The following is an 11,961-nucleotide window of genomic DNA, read 5'->3' as shown; positions in this document are numbered from 1 at the left end:
CGGCGCAGCAGGTTCTACTCCGCGCCCAGCAGTTCCGACAGCAGGCCTTCCTTCAAAGCGTAGGCTGAGGCGCGGATGTGGGCGAAGTCGTAGGTTTTGAGCACGAAGTCAATCAGCACGCAGGCCACCACAATCATGTCGGCGCGCAGGGGCGTCATGCCCGGCATAAGCAGGCGCTGGGCGTGGGTGGTGCTGAGCAGCTCGTCGTAGCTCCGGTAGAAGCTGTCGAGCGGAATGGCCGTTTCGGGGGGCACGCTGGTGCCGCGCGGGGCCCCGTCGCGGGCCGCCTGCAGGTCGCCGAGCGTGTCGAAAGTGCCGGATGCGCCCACCAGGGCCCGGGGGCGAAAATGCTGAATGGCCGCCGTGAGCGGGCTCAGCACCTGGGCCAGGTAGTCCTGTTCATCCTGCACGTCGGCGGCCGTGAGCGGGTCGTGGCGGAAAAACTTGTCCAGCAGGCGTTGGGCCCCGATTTCAAAGCTTTGCTTCCAGAAGATGGTTTGCTGTTCGGCCACGATAAACTCCACGCTGCCTCCACCGATGTCCATGAGCAGGTGGGGCTCCTGACCCAGGTTCACGGCCTGGCGCACGCCCTTGGCAATCAGCTCCGCCTCCCGGGCCCCGGGGATGATGTCGACGCGGATGCCGGTTTGCTCGAAGATATCCTTGACTAGGTCGGGGCCGTTGGCGGCGTTGCGCACAGCGCTGGTGGCCGTGGCCCGCACGTCGGTGACCTGGTGCAGCTCGATTTCCTCCTGAAACGCGGCCAGCGTGTGCAGGGCCCGGGCGTAGGCCTCGGGAGCAATTTCGCCCTTGCTGATACCGCCCTCGCCGAGCTTGACGCCCACCTTGGTACGCAGCAGCACCTGGGGCTCGGCGTGCCGGGCCTCGGGCAGCTCCACAATCAGCAGGTGAAACGTGTTGGTGCCCATGTCAATCAGGGCCAGGCGGCGGTGGTGCAGCATTGGTTGTTAGTTATTAGTTGTCAGTTGTTCGTTGTCAGTTGCTAGTTGTTCGTTGCCAGTTCTTGAACGACCTAACAATGAACAACTAGCAACTGACAATTAACAACTAAACTCAGGTGGCAAACCGGCAGAACGTGCCCAGCGGGAGCTTGCGCTGGCCCCAGTCGTGCAGATAGATTTCCCCGATTTCGCGGGTAGCGTGATTCTTGGGGAAGATTTCAGTCACCAGGTTGTCCAGAATCAGGGCCGAGAAGCCCAGCGAGTACAGATTGATAAGAAAAAAGTGGTCCTGGGGGTCGAGCAGCTCCTTGCAGAGCTTGAGCAGCTCGTTGAGTTCGTCTTCGAGCTGCCACTTCTCGCCGTTGGGGCCGCGGCCGTAAGCGGGCGGGTCCAGAATCAGGCCCTGGTACTTGCTGCCGCGCTTCACTTCGCGCTTCACGTACTTCATGGCGTCTTCCACCAGCCAGCGCACCCCGTCGAGGCCACTGGCTTCCATGTTGTCGCGGGCCCAGAAGTTGACCTGCTTCACCGAATCGAGGTGGGTCACGTCGGCGCCGCCGGCCCGAGCCGCCAGGGTAGCCGCGCCGGTGTAGGCAAACAAATTCAGCACCCGCGGCGTGGCGGCCTTGCGCTGTTTGGTTTGCTGGTAGATAAACTGCCAGTTGGGGTCCTGCTCGGGAAACAGGCCCACGTGCTTAAACGACGACATGCCCAGCCGAAACCGCAGCTTCAGCCCGTGCTGGTCGTAGTTGATGAGCCACTGCTCGGGCGTGCCGGGCTTGATTTTCCATTGCCCGCGCTCCTGGCTGCCTTTTTCGCGGGTAAACGTGGCGTGGGCCCGGCCCCACTCGGCCGCAGCCAGGTGTGGGTCCCAGATGGCCTGGGGCTCGGGGCGGGCCAGGATGTGCTGGCCAAAACGCTCGAGCTTTTCGAAGTTGCCCGAGTCGATCAGCTCGTAATCAGGCCAAGGGCCAGTGGTCAGAAAGGAGTACATAGTAGAAAGCTAAGCCGCCGCCGGGCGGGCCGTCAAAGGTAGGGCATCCGCGCCGAATCCCCTTTTGCGGCGGCCCCGTGCCCGGGTGCCGGCCCGAGTTCGTATCTTCCCTGCGTTTGCCTGCCGCCGCCCGCCATGACCGAGCTTTCCCGCCTGACCGACCAGCTGACCCGCGCCTTCGATGGCGACACGTGGTCGGGCCCCAGCCTGCTCACAACGCTGCGCGGGGTGGACGCCGTTCGGGCGGCCCGGCGGCCGATACCTGGGGCGCACAGCATCTGGGAGTTGGTGTTGCACCTGACCACCTGGATAAACGTGGTGCATGAGCGGGTAGTTACCGGGCTGGAAGTTCCTGTGCCTGACGCGCTGGATTGGCCCGCTGTGCCCGAAGCTGCCACCGCGGCAGCCTGGGAGCAGGCCCGGCAGGCGTTGGTTCAGGCGCAGAGCCGCCTGCTGACCCAGCTGCCGACCCTGACCGACGAGGAGCTGGAGCAGACAGTAGGGGCGCCGGGCACGGATGTGACCCGCTACGTGTTGTTGCACGGACTGGCCCAGCACAACCTCTACCACGCCGGTCAGATTGCCTTGCTGCGCAAAGCAGGGGGGGAGTAGCGCAGCCCCGCGGCTGGCTTCCCGGGGTTTCCTGCCATCTTTGTATACTTTATGACCATGACGCTCACCTTCCATAAGTACCAGGGTACCGGCAACGACTTCGTGATGCTCGATGACCGCGCCCAGCAGTTCGACACCACCGACTACCGCCTCGTGCGCCACCTCTGCGACCGGCGCCGGGGCATCGGCGCCGACGGCCTGATTTTGCTGCGCAACCACCCCAGCTACGACTTTGAGATGGTGTACTTCAACGCCGACGGCTACGTAGGCTCGATGTGCGGCAACGGCGGCCGCTGCACCGTGGCCTTTGCCCGCCACTTGGGCGTGATGCAGGACCGGGCCCACTTCCTGGCCGCCGACGGCCCCCACGAGGCGCACGTCGACGCCGACAACATCGTGCATCTGCGCATGCAGGACGTGCTGGGGCAGCAGGAAATCGACGAGATGGGTGTATTTCTGGATACCGGCTCGCCCCACCTCGTCCGGTTTCTGCCCGCCAGCACCCTGGCCGAGCTCAACGTGTTTGCCGAAGGCCGCCTGTTGCGCAACAGTGAGCGGTTTCGCGAGAAAGGTACCAACGTCAACTTTGTGGAAGGCCCGGTGGCCGACGACCAGCCCTGGCAGGTGCGCACCTACGAGCGGGGCGTGGAAGATGAAACCTTGTCCTGCGGCACCGGCGTGACGGCCGTGGCGCTGGCCGCGTCCCGGCGGGGCGCTACCAGCCCGGTGCGTTTGCGCACCCCCGGCGGCGACCTGCAGGTGGCTTTCCAAACCCAGCCCGACGGCTCCTTTACCCAGGTGTACCTGAGCGGGCCGGCTGTGCGCGTGTTCGGCGGGCAGATTGACGTACCTTCCCTGACCTAATCCCGCAGCGGCTGGGGGGCCGGCTTGGAGTTGCCGCGCGTTGTCTGACCACTTATAATTCGTTTCGTCCCTTGCTGCAGTCCGGTCCGGTTTTTCTGCGTGCCCTCGAGCCCTCCGACTTGGAGTTTCTCTACGCGCTGGAAAATGATCCTTCTATCTGGGGCGTTTCGGACACGCTGGCGCCGGTGTCGCGCCACGCCTTGCGACAGTACCTCGAGCACGCCACCGCCGATTTTCACGAAGTGCGCCAGCTGCGCCTCATAATTTGCGCCGCCGCTGATGCCCGGCCCGTGGGCACGCTCGATCTGTTCGACTTCGAGCCCCTGCACCAGCGGGCCGGTGTGGGCATCACGGTGCTGGCCGCCGAGCGGCGCCGGGGCTTCGCTCAGGCGGCCCTGCTGCTGCTGCTACCCTACGCCCGCCGTACCCTGCGCCTGCACCAGCTCTACTGCACCGTGGCGGCCGACAACCGCGCCAGCCTGCGGCTGTTCCGGCAGGCGGGTTTTCGGCGCGTGGGCGTGCGTCGCGACTGGCTGCGGCAAGAAAATCTCTGGCAGCACGCCGTCGAAATGCAATACTTGCTGGCGTAGCAGCAAGATGAGGCAGAACACGTTAGCCGGGGTCAGGCGTAAGCAGCTGAGCAGTAGCGTTGAGCTCCGAAAAGCGGGGCTGGCTGGTGCGGGCCGCGGGCGGTATCCTTTTTTCGGGCGGTAACGTATAAGAGTAAGCCGCGGAAAAGCACAGGGAGCAATTTCGGGTTTTCGCGGCCCAACCTTTTCTTCCCAGCTTCTTTCTATGCCGCCCTCAACTGCAGCGGAGGCTGCCCCGCGCACCTCCGTCAACAACCTCACTGCCCCATCTTCCGCCGCTAAATCCGCCGTATCTGGTTCTGATTTTACGTACTCCCTGCCCGACCTGGTGTGCTTTGCCCACCTGCACTGGGACTTTGTCTGGCAGCGTCCCCAGCACCTGTTGTCGCGCTTCGCCCAGCACGGCCGCGTTTTCTACGTGGAGGAGCCCTTTTTGCACCACGACCAGACCGAAGAAAGCTTTGCGCATTTCGAAGTAAAAGAGCGCCAGAACGGCGTCAAGGTGCTGGTTGCTCACCTGCCGGTCGGCCTCTCCGAGGAGCAGTCCGACGCGCTGCAGGCCAAGCTGCTCACGGCTTATTTCGCCGAGAATAATATAAGCAAATACCTTTTTTGGTATTATACCCCGATGGCGCTCAGCAAGTCGCGCCACCTGCACCCCGTGCTCACCGTGTACGACTGCATGGACGAGCTGGCGGCCTTCAAGTTTGCGCCGCCGAAGCTGCGCGAGTTGGAGCAGGAGCTGTTTCAGAAGGCGGACCTGGTGTTTACGGGCGGCCAGAGCCTGTACGAGGCCAAAAGCCTGCAGCACCACGATGCCCACGCCTTCCCCAGCAGCATCGATAAAGACCACTTTGGGCAGGCGCGGACCAAGCTTGCGGAGCCGGCCGACCAGGCCGGCATTGCCCACCCACGGGTTGGGTTTTTTGGAGTGGTTGATGAGCGGTTGGACATTGCCCTGCTCGGGGAACTGGCCGCCGCCCATCCCGAATGGCAGTTCGTCATCATCGGGCCCGTGGTCAAGATTGATCCGGCCGACCTGCCGCGCACGGCCAACATCCATTATCTGGGCGGTAAAGAATACAAGGAACTCCCGGCATATTTATGCGGTTGGGATGTAGCCACGCTGCTGTTCGCCGACAACGAAAGCACGAAGTTTATCTCACCCACCAAAACGCCCGAATATCTCGCGGCCGGTAAACCCGTGGTGAGTACTCCGATTCGGGACGTGGTACGCCCTTACGGCGAATTGAACCTGGTGCAGATTGCCTCCACGGCCGACGAGTTCGGCCAAGCTATTGGTACGGCCCTGCACCAAACCCAGGATACTAACTGGCGCACCCGCACCGATGAGTACCTGGCAACCATTTCCTGGGATTTGACCTGGCAACGTATGGTGGAGCTGATGCAGCAGCGCCTGAAGGCCAAGGCCTAAGCTCGACCTAACTGCACTCGTACCCCTTTCGTATTGCCCGTATTATTCCTTCCACACCGCATTCTTTCCACCAAGACCCGCTTCGCTATGTTTGATTATCTCATCGTTGGGGCCGGCTTTGCCGGCAGTGTTCTGGCCGAGCGCCTTGCCACCCGTTCAAACAAAAAAGTGCTTATCATCGATAAGCGCAACCATATTGCGGGCAACGCCTACGACCATTACAATGAGGAGGGCGTGCTGGTGCACAAATACGGCCCCCATATCTTCCACACCAACTCGAAGGACGTATTCGAGTACCTGTCCAACTTCACCGATTGGCGCCCCTATGAGCACCGCGTGCTGGCCTCCGTCGATGGACAGATGGTGCCGATGCCCATTAACCTGGATACCATCAACAAGCTCTACGGCCTCTCGCTGAACAGCTTCGAGGTAGAGCAGTTTCTGGAGTCGTTGGCCGAGGAAATTCCGGTCATCAAAACGTCGGAAGACGTGGTGGTGAGTAAAGTGGGCCGGGAGTTGTACGAGAAGTTTTTCAAGAATTACACCCGCAAGCAGTGGGGAATGGACCCCTCGGAGCTGGATAAGTCGGTGACGAGCCGCGTACCCACCCGCACCAACCGCGACGACCGGTACTTCACCGACACCTACCAAGCCATGCCCCTGCACGGCTACACCCGGATGTTTGAGAACATGCTCAACCACCCCAACATCAAGGTGATGCTGAACACGGATTACCATGAAATCATCGATTTCATTCCGTTCAAGGAAATCATCTTCACGGGTCCCGTCGATGAGTATTTCGACTTCAAGTTTGGGAAGCTGCCTTACCGCTCCCTGGAGTTCAAGCACGAAACGCTGAACGTGGAGAAGTTCCTGGCCGCCCCGGTTGTGAACTACCCCAACGAGCACCTCTACACCCGCATCACGGAGTTCAAGGCCCTGACCGGTCAGCAGCACCCCAAAACCAGCGTGGTGTATGAGTACCCTAAAGCCGAGGGCGACCCGTATTACCCCATTCCGCGCCTCGAAAACGCCGAGCTGTACAACAAGTACAAGAAGCTGGCCGATGAAACGCCGAACGTGCACTTCGTAGGCCGCCTGGCGACCTACAAGTACTACAACATGGACCAGGTAGTAGCCCAGGCCCTGACGCTCTACAAAAAGCTCACTGAAAAGTCGGAGGAGGCTCTGCTGGCCAAAAAGCCCGCCATCAGCGGCTCAGCTTCCTTGGTTGAAAAGCTCGTGAGCCGGGCTCCGCAGAAGGAGTAGTTCCCGGGCGCGGGCTTGGCCAAACCCAAAGCACTGTCCTGATCTATCAAGCCCCGCCGTGCACCAATGGCGGGGCTTGTTGCTATACGGGCCCGGGCGCACTGCCCGGGCCGGAAGGCTGGGCTTTGCTGGCAACGGCACCTGCCGGCTGCGCCTGACAACAATGCACTCCTGGCAAACCCCGCACACTCTTTGAGGTACGGGGTTTCGTCGTTTCGGAGGTCGGGGCGATGAATGGCGGGCGCTTTGGTCGGGGAATTCCCGAAAAACGCCTTAAATTTGAGGTACGCCCCGGCGTTTCAGCTTAAAAAGACCAGTATGTTAGATTTCTTTGGGAAGACCGTCGCCAAGCTTTTCGGTACCAAATCGGACCGGGACTTGAAGGAGATTATCCCGTATGTAGCGCTTATCAACGCTGAATATGCCAAACTGGCACAGCTCTCCGACGACCAGCTCCGCCAGCGCACGGATGAAGTCCGCGGCCGCATCGACGCCCACCTGAAGGGTATCGACGACCAGATTGCCGGCCTGCACCAGCGCATCAGCGCCGACCCCAACCTCGACATCACCCAAAAGGAAAAGGTCTTCGACCAGATCGACGAGCTGGAAAAACAGCGCAATAAGGAGCTGGAAGTGGTCTTGCTGCAAGTGCTGCCCGCCACCTTCGCCATTGTGAAGGAAACGGCCCGCCGCTACAAGGAGAATGGTCAGCTGGTGGTGACGGCCACCGATTTCGACCGCGAAATTGCGACCCGCAAGGGCAACGTGACCATCAGCGGCGACCAGGCTACGTGGAGCAACAAGTGGACCGCGGCCGGCGCCGAAATCACCTGGGATATGGTGCACTACGACGTGCAGCTGATTGGCGGCGTGGTGCTGCACCAGGGCAAGATTTCGGAGATGGCCACCGGGGAAGGCAAAACCCTCGTTTCGACCCTGCCCGCCTTCCTCAATGCCCTGGCCAAGCGCGGCGTGCATTTGGTAACGGTCAACGACTACTTGGCCAAGCGTGACTCGGAGTGGAACGCGCCCCTGTTCGAATTCCACGGCATCACCGTCGACTGCATCGACAAGCACCAGCCCAACACCGACGCCCGCCGCAAGGCCTACGCGGCCGACGTGACCTACGGCACCAACAACGAGTTCGGCTTCGACTACCTGCGCGACAACATGGCGCGCGAAACGGAAGAGCTCGTGCAGCGCAAGCACCACTACGCCATGGTCGACGAAGTGGACTCCGTGCTGATTGACGACGCCCGGACCCCGCTTATCATTTCCGGCCCCGTGCCCCGCGGCGACGTGCACGAGTTCTACCAGCTCAAGCCCCGCATTCAGCGCCTCGTGGACGAGCAGAAAAAGCTCGTGCAAAACTACCTCGTCCAGGCCCGCAAGCTCATTGCTGAGGGCAAGGACGGCCCCAAGGAAGGTGACGGCGGCCTGATGCTGTTCCGCGCCTACCGCGGCCTGCCCAAAAGCAAGCCCCTGATCAAGTTTCTGTCGGAAACCGGTATCCGGGCCGTGCTGCAGAAGGTGGAAAACCACTACATGGCCGACAACTCCCGCCAGATGCCGGAGGCCGACATGCCGCTGTTTTTCACCATCGACGAGAAGAACAACCAGATCGAGCTGACCGAGAAAGGCATCGACCTGATTACGGCCCAGGGCGAAGACCCGCACCTGTTTATCATGCCCGACATCGGGATGGAAATTGCGGCCATCGAAAACAACAAAGCCCTCGGTACCGAAGACAAGCTCCACCAGAAGGAGCAGCTCATGGCCGACTACAACGAGAAGTCGGAGCGGGTACACACCGTGAACCAGCTGCTCAAAGCCTACACGCTCTTCGAAAAGGACGACCAGTACATCCTGACTGAGGACGGCAAGGTGAAAATCGTGGACGAGCAGACCGGCCGCGTGATGGAAGGTCGCCGCTACTCCGATGGCCTGCACCAGGCTATTGAGGCCAAGGAAAACGTGCGCGTGGAAGACGCGACGCAGACCTACGCCACTGTGACGCTCCAGAACTACTTCCGCATGTACCACAAGCTGGGCGGCATGACGGGTACGGCCGAAACCGAGGCCGGCGAGTTCTGGGAAATCTACAAGCTCGACGTGGTCGTGATTCCGACCAACCGCGGCATTGCCCGCAAAGACGAGCACGACAAGGTCTACAAAACCGTGCGCGAGAAGTACAACGCCGTGGCCGACGAAATCCAGGAGCTGGTGAAAGCCGGCCGCCCGGTGCTGGTGGGTACCACCTCGGTGGAAATTTCGGAGCTGGTGAGCCGCATGCTCAAATTCAAGGGCATTAACCACCAGGTGCTGAACGCCAAGCAGAACCAGCGTGAAGCCGAGATTGTGGCCGCCGCTGGCTACCCCGGCACCGTGACCATTGCCACCAACATGGCCGGCCGTGGTACCGACATCAAGCTGCGCGAAACCTCCCGCGAAGCCGGGGGCCTGGCCATCATCGGCACCGAGCGCCACGAATCACGCCGCGTCGACCGCCAGCTGCGGGGCCGCGCCGGCCGCCAGGGCGACCCGGGTTCTTCGCAGTTCTTCGTGAGCCTCGAGGACAACCTGATGCGTCTGTTCGGCTCCGACCGCATTGCCAAGCTCATGGACCGCATGGGTCTGGAAGAGGGCGAAGTGATTCAGCACTCCATGATCACGAGCTCCATTGAGCGGGCTCAGAAAAAGGTGGAGGAAAACAACTTCGGCACCCGCAAGCGCCTGCTCGAGTACGACGACGTGATGAACGCCCAGCGCGAGGTGGTGTACAAGCGCCGCCGCAACGCCCTGTTTGGGGAGCGTCTGGAGCTGGATATCTGGAACATGATCTACGACGTCTGCGACGACATTGTGGCCAACCACAAAGTCACCAACGACTTCGAAAGCTTCCGGCTGGCCATCATCCGCGTCTTCGGCTACGACACCCACCTGACCCAGCAACAGTTCAGCGCCCTGCCTGCCGCTCAACTCAGCCAGAAGCTTTACGACGAGGCCCTGGGCTATTACCACAGCAAGAACGACCACATTGCCGGCAACACCCTGCCACTGGTCAACGACCTGCTTTCGAACAACGCCCCCTACGAGAACATTGCCATTCCGTTTACCGACGGCCGCAAGCAGGTAACGGCCGTGGCCAACCTGCGCAAGGCCCAGGCCAACGGCGGCCACGAGGCCATCCGCGGTATGGAGAAAGTGGTGGTGCTGTCCGTCATCGACACGGCCTGGACCCAGCACCTGCGCCAGATGGACGACCTCAAGCAGGTGGTGCAAAACGCGGTGTACGAGCAGAAAGACCCGCTGCTGGTGTATAAGTTTGAGTCGTTTGAGCTCTTCAAGCTCATGATTGGCAAGGTGAACGAGGAAACGGTTTCGTTCCTCTTCAAGGCCGACGTGCCCATGAACCAGCAGCCCGGCCACGCCGAGGAGGTGGAGTACTACATCGAAGACGAACTGCCCAAGGCGGCCCCGGCTCCCAAGCTCAAGGCTGAGAAGGAAGTCTCGTCGGTATCGTTGGGTGCCGGCCCTGAGGATATGGGTCCCGAGCCCACGCCGGTGCTGGAAAAGCAGCAGCCCGCGCGCAGCCAGAAAGTCGCCAACCGCAATGAGAAGGTGAGCGTGCAGTACATGGACGGCCGCATCGTGCGCGACGTGAAGTACAAGAGCGTGGAAGAAGACCTCGCCCACAACCGCTGCACGATTATCGACTAAAGTCGGTTTCGACGCGCAAACCGTACCAATGGCCGGCAGTTCCGTAAGGAGCTGCCGGCCATTAGCGTTGCGGCCAGCAGGCCCCCGACTTTGAGGCAATATTTTTGCGCGTACAACAGCCTGCTTCCTTCACCGCCGTTGGCCGCTGTATTCCGTACATATGGGCCGCCCTCCGCCCGCCGGAAAATGACTAGTATTAGGTGACTGGGAGCTCCTGCGGGCGGCTTCGGTCATGCTGCCGTTCTGCTCTAACTACCACCACCCTTATGAGCCCAACCTTTACCAACCTCGCCGCCCGCATCGACCACACGCTGCTGCGCCCCGATGCCACCCAGGACCAGATTGCCACGCTCTGCGCCGAGGCGGCGGCGGCCGGTTTTGCCTCCGTATGCGTGCCGCCTTGCTACGTGCGCTATGCCGCCGAGCAACTCCAGGGCACCAGCGTACCGGTCTGCACCGTCATCGGGTTTCCCCTGGGCTACCAGATTACCAAGGTCAAGTTTTTCGAAGCCCACCAGGCCCTCACTGACGGCGCCACCGAGCTCGACATGGTCATCAACGTGGCCGCGTTTAAGTCGGGCCGGCTGGAGGAGGTGGAAGACGAAATCGGGCAGTTGGCCGAACTCTGCCACTTCAAAAATGCCCTGCTCAAAGTCATTATCGAAACGGCCCTGCTCACGGAAACGGAAATCGTGCAGGCCTGCCGGCTCTGCGTGGCCGCCGGCGCCGACTTCGTGAAAACCTCCACCGGCTTCGCCAGCCGGGGCGCCTCCCTGGCTGATATTGAGCTCATGCGCCGTACGCTACCGGGCACGATGCGTATCAAGGCGGCGGGTGGAATCCGGACCCGGGCGGCGGCCCTGACGCTGGTGGCGGCCGGCGCCGACCGGATTGGCTCCTCCAATAGCTTAGCTTTGCTGGAAGAAAATGAAAAACCTGTTTCCTAACGTGCTCTTATTTCCTGCCCTGATTGCGCTGAGTGCCTGCGCAGCCTCCGCACCCGTTGCCTCTTCTAACACCGCGGCCCCCGACACGGCCCGCCGCGGCCCAGCTACCGCGGCGCCCGAAGACTTAAGCCGTTACCGGCCCGTTTTCACCGCCCCTAAGCCGACTGCGCTGGCACCCGGCGCGGGCCCCAAGACGGTTGTCACGCCCACCAATCAGGTTAATGCCCAGATTGAGCAGCGCCTGCGCGACCAGGCTTTTACCAACCAGAACGTGAAGTATGCCCAGGGTTTCCGCATCCTGGCCTACGTGGGGCTGGAGCGGGAGCAGGCCATGGCCATCCGGCGCGCCATCATCAGCCGTTACCCTGAGGAAACCGACTATCTGACCTTCCGCCAGCCAGTGTACCGCCTCTGGGTAGGCGACTACCTGACCCGCCTCGAAGCCGAGCAGGCCATGCTGCGCCTGCGCCCGTTGGCCCCCAAGGCCGAGCTCGAACCCACCCAGGTGCTGCTCAACAAAACCACTTTCTAAGCTTTCTTCTGTTGCCGAACGCCGTGCCGGAGCCCC

At 61.7% G+C, this 11,961-nt stretch carries 10 protein-coding genes; 8 read left to right on the top strand and 2 right to left on the bottom strand.

Annotated features, from left to right (window positions below; genetic code table 11):
• Positions 1 to 14: 14 nt before the first annotated feature.
• Together EWM57_RS01205 and EWM57_RS01200 are read right to left on the bottom strand one after the other, a co-directional pair.
• Positions 15 to 962, bottom strand: a complete 948-nt coding sequence (locus EWM57_RS01205; protein WP_129919306.1) for a Ppx/GppA phosphatase family protein — start codon at positions 960 to 962, stop codon at positions 15 to 17.
• A gap of 112 nt (positions 963 to 1,074) precedes the next feature.
• Positions 1,075 to 1,956: a class I SAM-dependent methyltransferase gene (locus EWM57_RS01200; protein ID WP_129919305.1), complete on the bottom strand. Its 882-nt coding sequence runs from the start codon at positions 1,954 to 1,956 to the stop codon at positions 1,075 to 1,077.
• Positions 1,957 to 2,091: 135 nt separating this feature from the next.
• On the opposite strand from EWM57_RS01200, the gene EWM57_RS01195 reads away from it, so the two are divergent.
• The 8 genes from EWM57_RS01195 (at position 2,092) to EWM57_RS01160 (ending at position 11,925) form a co-directional block, all read left to right on the top strand.
• A complete protein-coding gene (locus EWM57_RS01195; protein ID WP_129919304.1) occupies positions 2,092 to 2,568 on the top strand; it encodes a DinB family protein in 477 nt (158 codons plus the stop codon).
• Positions 2,569 to 2,625: 57 nt separating this feature from the next.
• On the top strand, positions 2,626 to 3,432 hold the full coding sequence (dapF, locus tag EWM57_RS01190; protein ID WP_165370372.1) for a diaminopimelate epimerase: 807 nt from the start codon (positions 2,626 to 2,628) through the stop codon (positions 3,430 to 3,432).
• A 71-nt stretch (positions 3,433 to 3,503) separates the two neighbouring features.
• Positions 3,504 to 4,022, top strand: coding sequence for a GNAT family N-acetyltransferase (locus tag EWM57_RS01185; RefSeq protein ID WP_129919302.1), 519 nt, complete (start codon positions 3,504 to 3,506; stop codon positions 4,020 to 4,022).
• A gap of 205 nt (positions 4,023 to 4,227) precedes the next feature.
• Positions 4,228 to 5,457, top strand: coding sequence for a glycosyltransferase family 1 protein (locus EWM57_RS01180; protein ID WP_207218258.1), 1,230 nt, complete (start codon positions 4,228 to 4,230; stop codon positions 5,455 to 5,457).
• A gap of 87 nt (positions 5,458 to 5,544) precedes the next feature.
• On the top strand, positions 5,545 to 6,726 hold the full coding sequence (gene glf, locus EWM57_RS01175) for a UDP-galactopyranose mutase (protein ID WP_129919301.1): 1,182 nt from the start codon (positions 5,545 to 5,547) through the stop codon (positions 6,724 to 6,726).
• 318 nt (positions 6,727 to 7,044) lie between these two features.
• Complete coding sequence (gene secA, locus EWM57_RS01170; RefSeq protein WP_129919300.1) at positions 7,045 to 10,446, top strand: preprotein translocase subunit SecA; 3,402 nt, start codon at positions 7,045 to 7,047, stop codon at positions 10,444 to 10,446.
• A gap of 266 nt (positions 10,447 to 10,712) precedes the next feature.
• Positions 10,713 to 11,393, top strand: a complete 681-nt coding sequence (gene deoC / locus EWM57_RS01165) for a deoxyribose-phosphate aldolase (RefSeq protein WP_129919299.1) — start codon at positions 10,713 to 10,715, stop codon at positions 11,391 to 11,393.
• Complete coding sequence (locus EWM57_RS01160) at positions 11,374 to 11,925, top strand: sporulation protein (protein WP_129919298.1); 552 nt, start codon at positions 11,374 to 11,376, stop codon at positions 11,923 to 11,925. Before deoC ends, EWM57_RS01160 begins: the two co-directional genes overlap by 20 nt.
• Positions 11,926 to 11,961: the final 36 nt, after the last annotated feature.

Source organism: Hymenobacter persicinus (assembly GCF_004167665.1).
GTDB lineage: Bacteria > Bacteroidota > Bacteroidia > Cytophagales > Hymenobacteraceae > Hymenobacter > Hymenobacter persicinus.
The sequence above is the reverse complement of the archived record's forward strand: the minus strand, read 5'-3'. Positions and strand labels throughout refer to the sequence as shown.

What these genes read in the sequence shown, in the direction of transcription:
- EWM57_RS01205 (WP_129919306.1), bottom strand. Translation starts at nt 962, where the DNA reads ATGCTGCACCACCGCCGCCTGGCCCTGATTGACATGGGCACCAACACG.
- EWM57_RS01200 (WP_129919305.1), bottom strand. Translation starts at nt 1,956, where the DNA reads ATGTACTCCTTTCTGACCACTGGCCCTTGGCCTGATTACGAGCTGATC.
- EWM57_RS01195 (WP_129919304.1), top strand. Translation starts at nt 2,092, where the DNA reads ATGACCGAGCTTTCCCGCCTGACCGACCAGCTGACCCGCGCCTTCGAT.
- dapF (WP_165370372.1), top strand. Translation starts at nt 2,626, where the DNA reads ATGACGCTCACCTTCCATAAGTACCAGGGTACCGGCAACGACTTCGTG.
- EWM57_RS01180 (WP_207218258.1), top strand. Translation starts at nt 4,228, where the DNA reads ATGCCGCCCTCAACTGCAGCGGAGGCTGCCCCGCGCACCTCCGTCAAC.
- glf (WP_129919301.1), top strand. Translation starts at nt 5,545, where the DNA reads ATGTTTGATTATCTCATCGTTGGGGCCGGCTTTGCCGGCAGTGTTCTG.
- secA (WP_129919300.1), top strand. Translation starts at nt 7,045, where the DNA reads ATGTTAGATTTCTTTGGGAAGACCGTCGCCAAGCTTTTCGGTACCAAA.
- deoC (WP_129919299.1), top strand. Translation starts at nt 10,713, where the DNA reads ATGAGCCCAACCTTTACCAACCTCGCCGCCCGCATCGACCACACGCTG.
- EWM57_RS01160 (WP_129919298.1), top strand. Translation starts at nt 11,374, where the DNA reads ATGAAAAACCTGTTTCCTAACGTGCTCTTATTTCCTGCCCTGATTGCG.